Annotated in this window: 21 protein-coding genes; 9 read left to right on the top strand and 12 right to left on the bottom strand. The window is 51.0% G+C overall.

Going from position 1 to position 15,685, the window contains the following annotated elements; translation table 11 throughout:
- Nucleotides 1–241: 241 nt before the first annotated feature.
- Nucleotides 242–631, bottom strand: a complete 390-nt coding sequence (locus N5923_RS21700) for a DUF4440 domain-containing protein (protein ID WP_267144009.1) — start codon at nt 629–631, stop codon at nt 242–244.
- A gap of 253 nt (nt 632–884) precedes the next feature.
- On the opposite strand from N5923_RS21700, the gene N5923_RS21695 reads away from it, so the two are divergent.
- Nucleotides 885–1,583, top strand: coding sequence for an RluA family pseudouridine synthase (locus N5923_RS21695; RefSeq protein ID WP_267144010.1), 699 nt, complete (start codon nt 885–887; stop codon nt 1,581–1,583).
- Between the two features lie 105 nt (nt 1,584–1,688).
- Here N5923_RS21695 and N5923_RS21690 read toward each other — a convergent pair whose 3' ends face one another.
- Nucleotides 1,689–2,228 (bottom strand): DUF2058 domain-containing protein, encoded by a 540-nt coding sequence (locus N5923_RS21690; protein ID WP_267144011.1) that lies wholly within the window; start codon nt 2,226–2,228, stop codon nt 1,689–1,691.
- Between the two features lie 394 nt (nt 2,229–2,622).
- Between N5923_RS21690 and N5923_RS21685 the strand changes: the two genes are divergently transcribed.
- On the top strand, nt 2,623–3,063 hold the full coding sequence (locus N5923_RS21685; RefSeq protein ID WP_267144012.1) for a cupin domain-containing protein: 441 nt from the start codon (nt 2,623–2,625) through the stop codon (nt 3,061–3,063).
- 28 nt (nt 3,064–3,091) lie between these two features.
- On the opposite strand, the gene N5923_RS21680 is transcribed toward N5923_RS21685, so the two are convergent.
- Together N5923_RS21680 and N5923_RS21675 are read right to left on the bottom strand one after the other, a co-directional pair.
- Nucleotides 3,092–3,283, bottom strand: a complete 192-nt coding sequence (locus N5923_RS21680) for a hypothetical protein (protein WP_267144013.1) — start codon at nt 3,281–3,283, stop codon at nt 3,092–3,094.
- 302 nt (nt 3,284–3,585) lie between these two features.
- On the bottom strand, nt 3,586–3,744 hold the full coding sequence (locus N5923_RS21675; RefSeq protein ID WP_267144014.1) for a hypothetical protein: 159 nt from the start codon (nt 3,742–3,744) through the stop codon (nt 3,586–3,588).
- A 111-nt stretch (nt 3,745–3,855) separates the two neighbouring features.
- On the opposite strand from N5923_RS21675, the gene N5923_RS21670 reads away from it, so the two are divergent.
- On the top strand, nt 3,856–4,086 hold the full coding sequence (locus N5923_RS21670) for a DUF1272 domain-containing protein (protein ID WP_267144015.1): 231 nt from the start codon (nt 3,856–3,858) through the stop codon (nt 4,084–4,086).
- A gap of 4 nt (nt 4,087–4,090) precedes the next feature.
- On the opposite strand, the gene N5923_RS21665 is transcribed toward N5923_RS21670, so the two are convergent.
- Complete coding sequence (locus N5923_RS21665; protein WP_267144016.1) at nt 4,091–4,414, bottom strand: hypothetical protein; 324 nt, start codon at nt 4,412–4,414, stop codon at nt 4,091–4,093.
- 223 nt (nt 4,415–4,637) lie between these two features.
- Here N5923_RS21665 and N5923_RS21660 point away from each other — a divergent pair, with 223 nt between their 5' ends.
- Complete coding sequence (locus N5923_RS21660) at nt 4,638–5,366, top strand: YoaK family protein (RefSeq protein ID WP_267144017.1); 729 nt, start codon at nt 4,638–4,640, stop codon at nt 5,364–5,366.
- Between the two features lie 41 nt (nt 5,367–5,407).
- On the opposite strand, the gene N5923_RS21655 is transcribed toward N5923_RS21660, so the two are convergent.
- The 4 genes from N5923_RS21655 to N5923_RS21640 all read right to left on the bottom strand — a co-directional run bounded on the left by N5923_RS21655 (nt 5,408) and on the right by N5923_RS21640 (nt 9,080).
- A complete protein-coding gene (locus tag N5923_RS21655) occupies nt 5,408–6,676 on the bottom strand; it encodes a cytosine permease (RefSeq protein ID WP_267144018.1) in 1,269 nt (422 codons plus the stop codon).
- Nucleotides 6,677–6,698: 22 nt separating this feature from the next.
- Entirely contained in the window at nt 6,699–7,388 is a 690-nt protein-coding gene (locus tag N5923_RS21650) for a helix-turn-helix transcriptional regulator (RefSeq protein WP_267144019.1), read from the bottom strand.
- 29 nt (nt 7,389–7,417) lie between these two features.
- Nucleotides 7,418–7,828, bottom strand: a complete 411-nt coding sequence (locus tag N5923_RS21645) for a GNAT family N-acetyltransferase (RefSeq protein ID WP_267144020.1) — start codon at nt 7,826–7,828, stop codon at nt 7,418–7,420.
- Between the two features lie 301 nt (nt 7,829–8,129).
- Nucleotides 8,130–9,080 (bottom strand): AraC family transcriptional regulator, encoded by a 951-nt coding sequence (locus N5923_RS21640; RefSeq protein ID WP_267144213.1) that lies wholly within the window; start codon nt 9,078–9,080, stop codon nt 8,130–8,132.
- A gap of 121 nt (nt 9,081–9,201) precedes the next feature.
- Between N5923_RS21640 and N5923_RS21635 the strand changes: the two genes are divergently transcribed.
- Together N5923_RS21635 and N5923_RS21630 are read left to right on the top strand one after the other, a co-directional pair.
- Complete coding sequence (locus N5923_RS21635) at nt 9,202–10,398, top strand: MFS transporter (protein WP_267144021.1); 1,197 nt, start codon at nt 9,202–9,204, stop codon at nt 10,396–10,398.
- A 97-nt stretch (nt 10,399–10,495) separates the two neighbouring features.
- A complete protein-coding gene (locus N5923_RS21630) occupies nt 10,496–10,927 on the top strand; it encodes an OsmC family protein (RefSeq protein WP_017801957.1) in 432 nt (143 codons plus the stop codon).
- A 339-nt stretch (nt 10,928–11,266) separates the two neighbouring features.
- Here N5923_RS21630 and N5923_RS21625 read toward each other — a convergent pair whose 3' ends face one another.
- Complete coding sequence (locus N5923_RS21625; protein WP_267144022.1) at nt 11,267–11,602, bottom strand: hypothetical protein; 336 nt, start codon at nt 11,600–11,602, stop codon at nt 11,267–11,269.
- 207 nt (nt 11,603–11,809) lie between these two features.
- Here N5923_RS21625 and N5923_RS21620 point away from each other — a divergent pair, with 207 nt between their 5' ends.
- Nucleotides 11,810–11,989: a hypothetical protein gene (locus N5923_RS21620; RefSeq protein ID WP_267144023.1), complete on the top strand. Its 180-nt coding sequence runs from the start codon at nt 11,810–11,812 to the stop codon at nt 11,987–11,989.
- Nucleotides 11,990–11,996: 7 nt separating this feature from the next.
- Here N5923_RS21620 and N5923_RS21615 read toward each other — a convergent pair whose 3' ends face one another.
- Entirely contained in the window at nt 11,997–12,320 is a 324-nt protein-coding gene (locus tag N5923_RS21615; protein ID WP_267144024.1) for a hypothetical protein, read from the bottom strand.
- A gap of 209 nt (nt 12,321–12,529) precedes the next feature.
- Between N5923_RS21615 and N5923_RS21610 the strand changes: the two genes are divergently transcribed.
- Nucleotides 12,530–12,754, top strand: coding sequence for a YgdI/YgdR family lipoprotein (locus N5923_RS21610; protein ID WP_407704540.1), 225 nt, complete (start codon nt 12,530–12,532; stop codon nt 12,752–12,754).
- A gap of 52 nt (nt 12,755–12,806) precedes the next feature.
- On the opposite strand, the gene dld is transcribed toward N5923_RS21610, so the two are convergent.
- Nucleotides 12,807–14,501, bottom strand: a complete 1,695-nt coding sequence (gene dld, locus N5923_RS21605; protein WP_267144026.1) for a D-lactate dehydrogenase — start codon at nt 14,499–14,501, stop codon at nt 12,807–12,809.
- Between the two features lie 135 nt (nt 14,502–14,636).
- On the opposite strand from dld, the gene N5923_RS21600 reads away from it, so the two are divergent.
- Nucleotides 14,637–15,653: an alpha/beta fold hydrolase gene (locus tag N5923_RS21600; protein WP_267144027.1), complete on the top strand. Its 1,017-nt coding sequence runs from the start codon at nt 14,637–14,639 to the stop codon at nt 15,651–15,653.
- Nucleotides 15,654–15,685 lie beyond the last annotated feature (32 nt).

Here is a 15,685-nt window from a genome sequence, read left to right as displayed (position 1 = left end):
TTCATTACCCCAAAAGGTTAGAAGCCGTCGATTTGATCGTCTGAGGGACGGACGGCGCTACACTACAATCATCAAGCCTATATAATTCTGATGCTCTTAATCAGGCCAGGTGCAGAGTTCACCTGCGGCTGGCCTGATGTGTTGTAAGGCTGCTTCTGTATCCTCACCATCCCTCTATCGCTTATGACACTCAACCAGCATGAGCGATGTTTACGTGATCGAATTGGCCGAAATTTTTAATCTATGAAAGAAATGTCTCATGCAGGTGTCGCCAAATTACATGACCTTCAGGATCTGTTACAAAGACAACGGTGGCAAAACGAAGTATCGCATGTTGTCCCGGCAGCTGTTGCAGCTCTTTATAGGTCAGGGTTGCCCCACGTTCACTTTCAGCAACTATTTGCATATCCTCAATTTCAATGTTCAATCCAGCACGGGCTCCGTGCTGAGTGCGGAAGAAACTGTTTAATGCGGTAAAGTCGAGAAGTTTGCCGCCTGGCGTGACCATCGTGTACGCCGGGCTAAAGCGTGATAATAAAGTTTCGCATACCTCAACGGATGTCTCTGCATTACCCAGCCAGTCACGAATCAGCTCGTGAGCATCCAGCACTTCTTTAAAATAGCGGTTCATTTCTGCTCCTGATTAAGAATAAGACAATGTTTTGGTTAGCGATCCGGGTACAACCCGGGATGAGAAGCAGTAGCTGTTACTTTTCCCCGCAAGCTGACTGAGGGGGGATCAACGCGACAACCCATCTCCGGATAAGCGATGTTGGCTATAAACATGTTCACCAGATTTATTAAGCATCCCGGTAAACAGCCAGATTCGCCAGCCAGCAGAAAATTAGTTATTATCCGCTCCCACTCTCCATCCGGGCTGCCTGATGTCTGTGATTTTCGATACCTTTGTTGCTCCGCCGTGCCATGACGAGATAGAGACTCTCTATCAGGACGATCACCTGGTGCTTATCAATAAACCTGCAGGACTGCTCAGCCTCTCGGGGAAAAATCCGCAAAATCTCGATTCAGTGCATCATCGGCTGGTACAGATATTCCCCGGGTGCACGCTGGTGCATCGCCTTGATTTTGGTACTTCCGGGCTGATGGTGATTGCCCGTAATAAGGCTATCAATGCCGCCCTCTGCCAGCAGTTCAGTCAGCGCAAAGTGACCAAGGTCTACAGCGCACTGCTCTGCGGACATCTGGATGAAAACGAAGGGGTGATAGACGCGGCGATTGCCAAAGATCCGGCGCTGTTCCCGCTGATGTCGATTTGTTCAATCCACGGCAAACCCGCACGCTCCCGCTATCGGGTCGTTGAGCGCTTTTATCGCGAGCTGGAAGACAGAACATTACTGCCTTTGACGCGGGTACAGCTCACCCCGGAGACCGGGCGCACCCATCAACTACGCATTCACTGCCAGCAGTTGGGCCACTCTATTTTGGGCTGCGATCTGTATGGCGGTCTTCTGCTGCCTGGTACCGAGCGGACGCCGCGACTGATGCTGCACGCCAGTGAGTTGCATTTTGTTCATCCCATCAGCGAAAAGTGGATCAAAGCCCATAGTGACTGCCCGTTCTGAAAGCGAAAGCATCTGTAACGATACTGTCGCGCAGCGGCCTGGCGTGATGCCGAAAGGCTTAATCAGAAGGCTTTGATCGTAAAACCCGACATCTGCAAGAGTTAATTACCACATCAAATCATCAGGCACTTTAAAATCAGCATACGGATCTTCTTCATCCTGCTCTTCCTGACTAAGCGTACTGTTTAATATAATGCTGTTCGCATCTCGCTGCGCAATTTTATCGGCTACGCTCGCGGGGATAATAGCGTATTCGCTCTGGCCACTGTTATCCGCAACCAAACGAGCGATCGCGAGACGACCACTGATCAGCTGAGCCTGAGTCGCTTTATCCACTACTATTTTTTTAATTAAATTATTATCGGTGAAGTTAAAATCAATATTACCTTTTGCAATCTCGATTCTGTTCATTTCAATAAGTTGCTTCACCTGAGATTTATATTCTTTAGATAAAGCAGCTTGTTTTTGTTGTTCGCTTAGCAACTTATCACGCTCAAGTTGCGCTTTTTTATTCTCTTCCACAGCTTCTCTTGCCTCACGCGCCTGAACGCGTGATTTTTTGGCCGTTTTCTGGACTTTGGCCATTTTCTTGCTGGTCACTAATCCAGCTTTCAGCATCTGCTCTTGTAAGGTGAGTTTTGTCATCTTCGTTTTAAACCAGTTGAATAATTTTGGGGATTATACCAGATTGCAGGGTCTGATCACTGTGTGGTTTGAATCTGGCGGAGTCGTTCAGTGCTGGCGTGGCCGGATCTCAGGATAAGAGACACAACGCGCAGTTGATAATGTCCGCATCTGACGCCCTCAGGACAAGATTTGTCATCGCGCGTAAGCCGTAACGCGATATAAGTTTTCAGGCAGCGCGGAATCACGCCCAACCGCCGAACTGTAAACTATCATTTATTTCAGTCGCCTGTGAATATCACTCGTCGATATATGATATCAAAAGGTTGATTAATATATGGCTCTTCTCCGGTTATGATGGGTGTGGTACGGTTTTACAAGAGTCATTAAACCGAATTAAGTACGAGGAGCCAGCATGCGCCTGATTACGCAATTTTTATCATTCTGCACGTCTTTAGCGTTTCTCATCACTCCATTTTCCATCATGGCAGAAAGCGGCAGTACTGCTGGTGTTAACGTTGAAAAACTTCTTGAAACCGAGCAATCCTGGGATGGAGTGTTTTATAAGCGATACCCCAAGGGGACGCCGCAGATTTCTGTGCTTAAAATTACTGTTGCACCAAATACTGCCCTTGCCTGGCATGAGCACCCAATACCTAATGCAGGTTATGTACTGAGCGGGAGATTAACGGTAGAAAATAAAACTACTGGCGAAAAACGGCTATTGAAAGCGGGAGAAGTATTAGCTGAAATGGTCGACGGTGCGCATCGTGGTTATACCGGTAAAGAGGGCGTTATGCTGGTGGTTTTCTATGCAGGACAAAAAGGTATCCCTCTTTCTACCCCTGCTGAATAGCGACGGTTGATGTGATTTTCGGCCTCTTTTATAACCAGTGAAAACCTTTTGCCATCATCCCGGCAAGCCCAAGGGCAACAGCAATCATCGCGCCGAAAAGCATGCGAAAATCTGTTCTGGCATCACGCTTGATCTCGCGGATGTCATCATTAATCCCTTTTATTGAATCTTTCATATTTTCGACATTCGATTCAAGCATGGCTAAACGAACTTCAGGCATATCAGCTCCTTTATACTTGCAATTAATATTATATACATTAAATAAAACTGACTGTTATTTTACCTGATGGAAAGGGGGTGGACTAGTACCTGATTAAAGAAAAAAGCGCGAAGATTTATTTATCGAATGTATATCACCGGCTTTATGTATTGTCAGCGGTTTTTCATTGCCTTTTGGGTGACAGATCGAATTTCACCCTGTGGCCTTTACCTCTGCTTTATTAATAAATTAATCAGAAATGATTTCAGAACGCGGGATGCGAAACCAGATGCTGTCCTGACCTGATATAATAATACAAACAACTATAAAGCACTTAACCCTATCGCCGCATTGACCACTGCGGCCGTCATAAAACAGCTTCCTGCATACAAAAAAGCCTTATGCTTACTGGATGCGGCAACCACAAACATCACTACTGCGGTGATAAAGAACGGTATAGCGATGATGGTAAAAGTTGACATTCTTTCTCCTTGACCTTCGTCCTTTTTCTGCCGATTGTTGGCTTAAAATGGTCTGGTAAATTAACAACATTACAGGGATTATCTGTTAACTACGGCGAAGGAGTAAAGGGAATGTTGGAACTCAGACCAAATTGTGAGCATTGTGATAAAGATCTTCCACCCGAGTCAGCTGCAATGATCTGTTCTTTTGAATGCACCTGGTGTGTTGATTGCTGTGACAGTGATTTGCAGGGAATCTGTCCAAACTGTGGCGGAGAGCTGGTGCGCCGACCGATCAGACCGGCAGATAAACTCGCAAAATTTCCGCCATCGACGCAACGTGTCGGAAAACCATACGCATAAACCTTCAGGAAATATGCAGCACCGCGCCGGGGATTTTTAGCAACATGAATATCTCTGTCTGGCTGGCGGCAGAAATATCCCGGGTGCAGTCGGGGTTACTGTATTGCATCGAGGTAATCCGCCCGAGCTGACGCCAGACAATAATCACCGACACGATCAACGAGCAGTGTTCATCCGCCTGCATGCACAACAGGGTGTAATGCCAGCGCTCCTCAAGCTCGTTGGAGAAAAACTGGATGGAGGCCGCGGGCAGCAGCGCACGCAGATCCGGCAACAGTATGTCGCTGACGCCCCATGAGAGTCGTAATGTTAATCTGTGCTGAATCAATATGTTGTCCCTGGCTGCTGAGTGTTGCCGTTGATAACTTACCTTTTAATCGAAAAGTGCACAGATAGCCATAGCCAGGGCGTTTATAGCAGGAAAACAGCGGTGACGGACGCATATGCTTAGTAAGATCAATTTTATCGTCAAAAAAATGGGTCGCGATATTGTGACGGACCGCGTTCAGGCACAACATATCCCTTCCGCTGTAGACTGAAAGAGTTTGCCAATGCTGATTAGAATTGATGAAGCCAGAACGATTATTACTGACAGCCGCTTAGCCTGCACGCTAGCTTTTGTCGCCGGCGCGCTGAATACTGCTGCATTTGAAGCGGTGGGTTTCTTCTCAGCGAATATGACCGGCAATGTCTCTTCACTTTCCGATAACCTTGCCCATGCCAGATTGCAGGGCGGCTGGTTTTTCTTTGAGATCGTCTGCCTGTTTATCCTGGGTTCACTGTTTTCGGCGATGGTAATCAATGCCGGACGCCGGCGTAATATTCGTTCTATCTACGCGCTCAATATCCTGATTGAAGCCTGTTTGCTGACCACGCTGGGCATTATCGAATGCTGGTTGCGTCCGGACTCTGGCGGGGTGCTACTGATTCTCAGCCTCAGTTTTCTGATGGGATTGCAGAATGCGGTGGTTACACGAATATCCAATGCGCGCGTACGCACCACCCATGTGTCCGGCACCTCAACGGATATCGGCATTGAACTGGCGATGCTGATTGATATTCTGCTGCGCAAAGAGTCACCGAAGGATGCGCCGGCCTGGCTGCAAAAGCTGGCGCTGCATAGCAGCACCGTGCTGGCTTTTCTGACCGGCGGCATCGCAGGGATCTGGTTATATCGCATGCTGGGTTATGCATTTCTGATTTTATTCGGTCTGGCGTTGCTGCTGATTGCACTATCGGCGATCTTAAAAACCCGTAGTTTGCAGGTTAACACGCAATAGGAGTGGCCAGAAAACACCTCCGCAGAGGTGTTTTCTGGCGATTACGGCAGCCGCAGTTTTTTGGCGGTCCAGTAAATCACCCCGGCCACCACCAGCGAGGTTATCGTCGGTACGCCCCATTCAACATTAAGACCGACGACACTGCCAATAATGCTGGCGATAATCGCGCTCCAGCCAATCACCGGCAATTCTTCTGGCAGCGCGCCGCTATTGCGCGATGCATCCAGTGCTGCTCTGTGGCTGCGTAACAGATAATAATCCACCAGCATAATGCTGATGATCGGTGGAAACACCACGCCTAGCACCGTCAGGAAATCCACAAAACGATCGAGAATACCCAGTACCGACAGCAGGGTGCCAAGCAGGCCGATGGCGACCGTGGTGGTGGTGTAACGCAGCCTTTTGCCGGTAATGCCTTCGACCGCATTGACAATCCCCAGCGCGGATGAATAGAGGTTGATATCATTAATACGCAGGGTGGAGAACACCACTACCAGCAACCCAATGCCCCCGGCGGTTTGCGCCATAATGGTGACGACATCAGCGGAACCGAGGGTTTTGGCAATCAGGATCGCCAGGCCGTTAACAATAAATTCGCCGGCGATAATGGTAAGCAGGGTGATATTAAATACCTGCTTGCCATTTTTTGAGTAGCGGGTGAGGTCCGGCGTAATCAGACTGGCGACGATGGCGCCGCCCACCACCATGGTAATCCCCGCGCTGATGGTGATCGGCTCACCCGCTGGCAGCAGACCAAATACCTGATGGATATTGATACCTGACAGGGTGGTTACCGAGATAAACGCCACCAGCAGAATAAACAGCGGCACCGCAATTCTGGCGGTAATACGTAATGCCTTAAAGCCAAAGGCCACCAGAATGGTCAGGAAAACCCCGGTCAGGGTTGCGGCCCACGGGAAACTTATGTTGTCATGCAGGGCAAAAGTCAGCGAGCGGGCAAAGATGGCGTTCTGAATACCAAACCAGCCTAACAGGCTGACGGCAATCACCACCCCAATCAGTACCGAACCAATACGGCCAAAGCCACACCAGCGCGCCAGCAGGCTACCGGAGATGCCTTCGCGCATGCCGGCATATCCCAGGCCAAAGGTCACAATGCCAAAAATCAGACTGCCGATAAAAATGGCGATAAACGCATCGGTTAACGTCATTGAGTGTCCAAGTACCGCGCCCAGCATAAATTGATCTAATGCTGTCAGCATCCCCATATGCACGACTGCAACGCTGAGAAAGGAGACGCGTTTATCCTGCGGCACACGGCTTAAAGGATAATCTTCAATCTTTAGCACAATATTCCTTCCTTGATTTAATTTAAATAAACAGAATGCCTTTGGCGATCAGACGGTCAGGGATGTAATTATCTAAATTGCTCTGTTTGCAGAAGCCTTCGAACTGACGCAAAGTATGCACGCCAGCTTTTTGATAAATATTGTAGACGCGGTTTTCAATTGTCTTATGGCTGACATCATAAAGATTGGCAATTTCTTTGGTGGAAAGACGTTGCAGCATCAAAAAGATAATATCCAGCTCCGATTTGGTAAACATATCGGTGCTGACTTCCGTCGTCAGTACGCTGGGTTTTTGTTTATTAATATAGATCAATGGCGACAGGGTATTGAGCGGACGCGCATTCCATACCAGCGCAATCACCTGCTTTTGATCGTTGAAAACAGGGATCTTCTCACTGACAAAAGGCATCAGGGCGTCTTTGCCATACCAGAAATGAGTTTCAATCACGGCAACGCGGTTCTGGGTTAACGCCGTTTGTCTGTCGTGCTCAATAAGCTTATCGGCGCTGTCTGACCAGTCAGCCGGAAACTCTTCATCAAGCTTACCTTCAATCGCAAAATCAACCGGCGTATTGGTATAGAGAAACGCCGCTTTATTCATATAAATATGGCGTGATTCTAAATCTTTAATTCCCCATGGCTCACTCAGATGCTCGGTCATGGCAATCAGGGTATTAAAATAGAGTGCGTTGTCTTTATGAGAAGAATCCATCTTTCACCTCATTTAGTATCTGAGAATGATTATAATTTCTTCGCTAAATAGTAACGCACATGCTTATGGGCATATTCGCCTAATTTACCGTAAGCCTGATAACCTAACTTTTCATAAAAACCTTTCGCCTGAAAACTAAAGGTATCAACATAAGCCATATGACAACCCCGGCCGATCGCCTCCTGTTCCGCCTGCTGCATAAGCTGGAGGCCCAGGCCAGTTTTACGGTGTGCTTCACTGACCCACAGGTATTGCACTTCCAGGCCACCCCACCAGGTTCTGGCAACCAGTCCGGCAATGATTTGGTGCTGATCGTCGGTGAAAGTGAGGAACAGCGGGCGGATATCGACTTTATCGATGGTGTCGTTGTGAGCCCACAGGCTGTCAATGACAAACTCTTCGTCCTGCAGATTCGGTGTATCAGTAATATTAATTTTCATGTGTAGTTCAAATTAGTTATGGGGATGTTTGAAAACATTGGCTTTTCTAACCAGCTAATTTGCCATGCATTTTCTAATCTGGATTACAAGGGTGAATTACACCCCTTCCGTGATTAGTTAAAAATATTTAAGATTAAGATATACCGCGATGGGGAGAGGCTACAAGCCCTCCAGCGATAAAAAGTTACCATCGTGGAAAGCGTCACTTTAAGCCATACCGGGGAAATTCCAGCAACTGCATATCGTGATATCCGCCATCATGGCGGGCCTGTGGTACTCACACAGGGTAGTTTAATATCGACTAACTCACCGCGACTTTTGTCCGCAACGCACCGGGGCTTTTGCCATTGATGCGCTTAAAAGCGCGACTAAACGCCGCCAGCGAGCCATATCCCAGACGCCAGGCAACGGTTTCAATCGCTTCACCATCCTGAGTAATCCATTGTGTCGCCAGCTGCATGCGCAGCTCTGTCAGATAGCGCAATGGCGTCATCCCGGTCACGGCTAAAAATCGCTCGGCAAACACCGTACGTGAACTTCCCATTTCTGCCGCCAGCAGCGCCACCGTCCAGTTGCGACCCGGATCGCGATGCAGTGCAACCAGCGCTTTGCCCAGTCGTGGATCACGCAGCGCCTGCAACCAGCCAGCGGTATTACCACACCCATTTTCTACCCAGCCGCGTACGATAAATGCTGCCACCACATCGGCGAGCCGGGAGAGAATACCGGCATAGCCCGCGCGTCTGGCCTGCGATTCGCGCTCCATTGCATCCAGCATCGGCTGAACCTCGGGGTGCTGGTGCATCAGGGTGCTCACCAGCATCAGTTCCGGCATCGCTCTGATCAGCGGCTGCATTCCCCCTAAATCAAACTCCATGCAGCCACTGAAGATCAGGGTGGTTGACGCATTGTTGGCGTTATTCTTACAGGCATTAATACAACAGACGTTGTCGCATATCGCTGTGGCATCAAAGGCGGTGATATCGGTGGCGGGAATATCAGGCGAGGAGAGCAGCAGATGATCGACGCCCTGCGGCAGTAGCACCGCATCGCCGCTGTTCAGTGGCCAGAGTTTGCCGCTGGCGGTACGCAGCAGCACCGGGCCGCGACTGACAAAATGGAACTGTGCACGGCCGGGCGCACTGGCGAAGTGGATACCGAACGGCTGCGCCATCTCGATACGTTTGTACTGGACGCCCAGCAGGCGCATTCCGAGCAGCAATTCACTGGCAAGATCGTGGCTCTGGCTTATCTCTGACATAACGCGGCATACTCCCGGACGAATAATCAATAATTGCGGATTTTACATCATAGACCATCCGGCCAGAGACTTTTACCCTGTGGCATAATTTAAATCCGCTGAGATATTACCGATGAACAACGCGAATCACCTGAGTACCACCTCTTCCGCTGAGCTGCAGCCAGCATGGGGAGCGGTATTTTCTATGGCGCTGGGCGTGTTCGGCCTGGTCACTGCTGAGTTTCTGCCCGCCAGTCTGCTGACGCCGATGGCCGCCAGCCTGGATGCCAGCGAAGCATTAACCGGTCAGGCGGTCACCATCACCGCGGTGGTGGCATTAATCACCAGTTTTGTCAGCGTCAGCGCCACGCGCAAGATTGACCGCCGCTGGGTACTGCTGGCGTTTTCTGTCATGTTAATCGTCTCCAATCTGCTGGTGGCTTTCGCGCCACAGCTGTCATTTATTTTTGCCGGACGCGTGCTGTTGGGGGTAGCGATCGGTGGATTCTGGACCCTGTCGGCCGCGACGGCAATGCGGCTGGTGCCGGCAGCGCTGATCCCGCGCGCGCTGTCGATTATTTTTAGTGGTGTTTCCGTGGCCACTATCGCTGCCGCGCCGCTGGGGAGTTATTTCGGCGAGCTGATTGGCTGGCGTAATGTGTTTATCGCCGCCGCCGGCATTGGCGCACTGGCATTAATCTGGCAGATCGCCAGCTTACCGAAAATGCCTCCGGCCGCTGCGGGCCACACCAGTAACTTTTTAACCGTGCTAAAACGCCCCGGTATTCAGCTGGCGATGTTTGCCGTGATCCTGGTCTTCTCCGGCCATTTTGCCTTCTTCACTTATCTGCGTCCGTTCCTGGAGAATGTCACCGGTGTGGGCGTGAATGGGCTGTCGGCGATTCTGCTTGGTTTTGGCGTCGCCAATTTCGCCGGAACCCTGCTCGCCGGGCTGCTGCTGGAGCGCAATCTTAATCTGACCCTGATGATGATGCCGCTGGTGATGGGCGTAATGGGGCTGGCGCTGGTGCTGCTGGGATTTGCTCCGATGATCGATGCGCTGCTAATTGCGCTATGGGGAATGGCGTTCGGCGCGGTGCCGGTAGGCTGGTCGACCTGGCTGACGCGCACCATGCCTGATGATGCCGAAAGCGGCGGTGGACTGATGGTGGCCGCAGTACAGCTGGCGATTGCGGTTGGCGCCGCAGCGGGCGGGGCGATATTTAACCTCGGCGGCGCCAGAGGCGTGTTTATCGGTAGCGCGCTGGCGCTGCTGATTGCCACGGTGACCATCTATGTCGCCTTACGACCAAAGCCGGCAATTGCTTAATTTATCTGCGTTCGGCGCAGGCAAGCGATGCCCGCGCCGTCATTCTGCTGAGAAGCTTCTATACTGAGAGTACATTCTGAAGCAACCGGAGGATTTAATGACCATTCATAAAAAAGGACAGGCTCACTGGGAAGGCGATATCAAGCAGGGCAAAGGTTATATTTCTACCGAGAGCGGTGCTCTTAGCCAGCAACCCTATGGATTCAATACCCGCTTTGAAGGTAAAGCCGGCACTAACCCGGAAGAGCTGATTGGCGCAGCGCATTCAGCCTGCTTTTCAATGGCGCTATCGCTGATGTTAGGCGACGCCGGTTTTGTGCCAGAGAGTATTGATACCACTGCAGATGTGTCGCTGGATAAAGCGGATGGCGGATTTGCTATCACCCAGGTGGCGCTGAAAAGCCAGGTTAAGCTGCCAGGCATTGATAAAGAGACTTTTGACAAGATTATCAATCAGGCAAAAGCCGGTTGCCCGGTATCGAAATTGCTTAAGGCGGAAATTACCCTTGAGTATCAGCTGGACAACTGATTACTGTTGCCCGCGCGCCTTACTTGTTAAGGCGCGCATTGAGCGGAAATTGATATCGCTTCGGATTATAGCCTGCTACAACGTATGGCTAAATATATCGCTGAATTAACTGACCTGTAATCAATAACAAATGGAGCTTGTTATGACATTTATCCCTTCCGGTTTGCCGCCAGTAACACCTCACTCGCCCGAGCAAAGTAAGTCTGTCAGTCATCATAATGGTGTTCAACTTTCGTTTTGCCATCAGGTAACAGGGACTGGAAATTGCCTTCAGACTACCTATCTCCAGCAGCCTGCACAGGGGCCGGGTGAGAAAACCTCGCGTTAATAATCTCTGATCTAATGGCAGATATAGGTCACCATCTGATTTTTCGGCGAGTCGATCAGGCAAAAGCTGTTATCAGAGAGGCGTTGGGCAAGATAGCCTTCACGGGTAACCGCTGAGGGCAGATATAACCGGCGGTTGGTGGTTTGTAATGGCCCGCTGTTAATACTTCTTTCGGCGGTGGTGACGGTAAACGAGCTATAGCGGTCAATAACCAGCGCCTGCGTCTGGCCCAGCGGCTGACCGGATAAACTTTGCACTCTGCCGACGCACTCTTTGCCCTGATAATCAGAGGAACAGGCAGTCAGCGCCAGAGTTGTGACGACGAGGATTATCGGCAACAGCTTCATTTTTCCTTCCTTAACTCAAATCTTCATCTCACCCGTATCTCTCAGGTATAGCGTAGCGGATAAACGATGATCCAGCCGATTGTGCGGTTTATTTCACGTGTATACCCCGCAAACCAGTTATCACTGGCGCTGATAAATGATGACGAAGAGCGGCGGGAAACGGTATGCTTGGCCTTATGCGCGAAATGACTTAACAGGGAGGACTGAATGAAAGAAGAAGAAGCCAGTTTGATGATCATCCGTAATGCCGTGGCGTCATTAGCTGAAGATCAGCAACAGCGCGTCAATGGCTGTGTCAGCGCGATTCGTGATGTGATGGGGCAGTACGATGCGGAAGATGCCGGCATCGCACTGATGCTCATTGCTGCAGAAGTAGCGGCAGAGTAAAGCCCGGTCAGCCCGTTAGCGGGCATCTGGTTGCTTTTAGTGACTCCAGCTGATTTAGCCGGTCACTGGCTTTGTCGTTGGCGCGGTATTTAGCGATACCATTACCGATGCCAAAATCACCGATAAATCCCACCACCGTCAGCGCATCGAACGATCCGGTGCGGGAAATCTCCTGCTGCACGCTGTGGGAGCTGGCGATTTCACGCTCGATGGCCGGACAATCCAGCGCGGCGGATTCCTCCGCGCTAAGCTGCGGCGATTGCGGGTACTGCTTTAAAGCACAGCCGGAAAGCAATATCGCCACCAGCGCGACCATAAATTTAAGCCCCATTTTTCTCACTTCTGCCTCGATATGATCACTCTGTCAGATTATCGGTCAACTTGCCTGAGACTTTAATTCTGACAGCGACTATTGGCTCTTGTCGCTACTTCAGAGTTATCTGTAAACCATAAAGTTGCGCACCAATGCCTAAAATCGTGTGGCGCGACTTGTTACTCTTACAGTGAATCTGACAAAGGAGCTGAAACATGACGTTAACGATTAAAAAGACCCTTTTTGCTGCGGCCACTCTGACTGCGGGTCTGTTCCTCGCCGGTTGTGCCAATGATCATGTCATGCACACCAACGACGGACGTACCATTGTGGTTTCTGGCAAGCCTGAGGTGGATAAAGACACCGGGATGATCAGTTACACCGATGAGCAGGGCAAACAGCAGCAGATTAACCGCTCAGAAATTAAAGAGATGTCCGAGTTTGATAATTAACACTGTCTGATCATATCCCCTGAGCGAAATGCGTTCAGGGGAGTCTTCCGCCTTACTGCCAGAACTTCCGCTTACTGGTTTTACCAATCCCCGGATTACAGCTGTTGGTTGGATCGAGATGGCGCATATGCAGTTCATATTCGTCAGAAGCCTGATACAGATGCCCGACATTATGCTCTGCCGGATAGCGCGCACCGCGCTGATCAAGATACGCCAGTACCTGATGTTTAAACGCACCAGCGTCCACGCCGGGCTTCAGAATATAGTCCTGATGATTTACAAAACAGAAAAAATGGCCGCAGCAGGAGTCTTCCTGCACCTGCGCCTGCAATTCTGGCGGCAAATCAATGCGCCACTGCGTGTCATTACGGCGCAGCGCCACGTCAAAGGCGATCAGCCGCTTATCAGGATCAATCGCGTAATAATCGCAGTACGAGATAGTGCAGCCACCGACGCCAAAACGCACCAGAAACGCATCCTTTTCCTCGCGATCGTCACAGCGGAAAAATTCACCGGACTGGGTGCTGAAAAAGCGGGTTAACAGCTGCTGCAACTGTGCAGCGTGGCGGGTTTCGGCTTTGATCATCAGATGATGTTCGTAACGATCGCGATAGTCGAGAAGTCGTTTTGCCACCATTTTCGGCGTCAGGTTATTTGCCAGCTGTAATACTTTATCGACAAAATTACGCGGCAGAATGCGCAGCTTTTTCACCCGCAGATCCCATTTCGCCTTGCCGGCCATTAACGATGGCAGCGCCTCCGGCCCCAGGCGGTTAATCGCCCAGTACATATGTTTGGCATAAGTCACCGTGAGGTCAAAGGCGTTACGGTGGATATACTCCGCCTGTAATGGCAGTTCATCGAGGTTTTCCAGCAGATAGCGACGCAGCGCTACCAGCTCGCTCTCCTGGTTGGTGCCGATATAAAAGGTCGCGGTCTTATCGCTGGCGTCAAAGGTAGAGAGGCGCACGGCAAATACCGCAATTTTCCCGGCGCTACCGGCGCTGTCATGCAGATACTGCACATTGCCGTTATAGCGGGTCGGCGTATCGGCGCCGACATCACGCAAAATCGAGGCGTAATCATCCGCCCAGATTTTCCCCTGCCAGTCGGCGGCGACGCCGGTGGTGTACTGTTGCTGTTCCAGCCGGGTGATCATCTCTTCCGGCGTGTCACCGAGGTCGACACCCAAATGGTTGACCAGTGACAGGCTGCCGTCGAGATTAATTTGCGCGAACAGGGATTTCTCGGTAAACGCCGGGCCACGACGAATCAATGAGCCACCGGAGTTATTACAGACGCCGCCAATCACTGAGGCGCCAATACAGGAGGAGCCGATCACCGAATGCGGTTCTTTATGATGCGGCTTAAGGGCGTTTTCCAGTTCAGTCAGCGTGCTGCCCGGGAAGGCGATCACCTGTTGCGCACTATCAATAACCTGCACGCCCTTAATGCGCCGGGTGCTGATAATCACGATATCACGATCATAGTCGCTGCCATCCGGGGTTGAGCCGCCGGTCACGCCGGTATTGGCAGCCTGCATCAGAATAATTTTGTCGCAGGTGACACAGGCCTGCAGAACCTGCCACAGCTCCATCAGTGTTTGTGGAATTGCCACCGCCAGCGCCTGGCCTTTGCCGACACGGAACCCTTTGGTGTAGTAGGCTTTATCGTCTTCACTGGTCAGCAACTGGTCAGCAGCCAGCAGACGTTGCAACTGCGGAATAATGTCCTGATCCTTCGTCATGCCAGACATCCCCTGAAGTCATCAAATAGAGAGTTCACGCTAACGCGCGTACAGCATTGTAACCATTGCCACGGCAGAAAAATGTCGTTTCGGTGCTAAAATTGGCTTTCACTGTTTTATTACAAGGGCTTAAGCATGCTGAAATTGACGCGTCATCTGTTGCTGGCAGCGGCCCTGACCACCGCTGCCGCCAGTGCGCAGGCCGCACCGCAGTATGGTCAGGAGTTGCAGGGTTTTGCTATGCCATATCCGTTGCAGCACTTCAGTTTTACCTCGCAGTCGCAACAGCTGAGTATGGGTTATATGGATATTGCGCCGGAAGGGCGCGCCAACGGCCACACGGTGGTGCTGATGCATGGTAAAAACTTCTGTGGCGCCACCTGGCAGGAGACGATTGCCGCACTGAGTAAAGACGGATACCGGGTGGTCGCGCCGGATCAAATTGGTTTCTGCACCTCGACTAAACCTGCCGCTTATCAGTACAGCTTCCAGCAGCTGGCGCAAAATACTCAGGCGCTGCTGGAACACCTGCATATTTCACGGGCAATTATTATCGGCCACTCCACCGGCGGGATGCTGGCGACGCGTTACAGTCTGATGTATCCGCAACAGGTTGAACAGCTGGTGCTGGTCAATCCTATTGGTCTGGAAGACTGGAAAGCCAAAGGCGTGCCGTGGCGCAGCGTCGACCAGTGGTATCAGCGTGAGCTGAAACTGTCGGCAGAAAGTATCAGGCAGTATGAACTGAAAACCTACTACGTTGGTAAGTGGCAACCACGCTATGACCAGTGGGTGGATATGCTGGCGGGGCTGAATAACGGTCCAGGCAAGCAGCGCGTGGCGTGGAACTCAGCGCTGATCTACGACATGATTTTTACCCAGCCGGTGTTTTACGAGTTTAAAGATCTGCGTACGCCAACCACCCTGATGATCGGTACTTCAGATACCACCGCAATTGGCAGTGATATCGCGTCGCCGCAGGTGAAAGCACAGGTGGGGAATTATCAGGTACTGGGCAAGCAGGCGGCGGCAGTGATCCCCCATGCGCGGCTGATCAGCTTCCCGGGAATGGGACATGCGCCACAAATGGAAGAACCACGGGAATTTAACCAGCAGTTACTGCAGGCCTTAGCGCATCCGCCAGGCCGCTGACAGGTTGAGGCGGGCTGCGTGCAGCCCGCCTG

The sequence above is a fragment of the Winslowiella arboricola genome, assembly GCF_025527015.1.
Taxonomy (GTDB): domain Bacteria; phylum Pseudomonadota; class Gammaproteobacteria; order Enterobacterales; family Enterobacteriaceae; genus Erwinia; species Erwinia arboricola.
The sequence above is the reverse complement of the archived record's forward strand: the minus strand, read 5'-3'. Positions and strand labels throughout refer to the sequence as shown.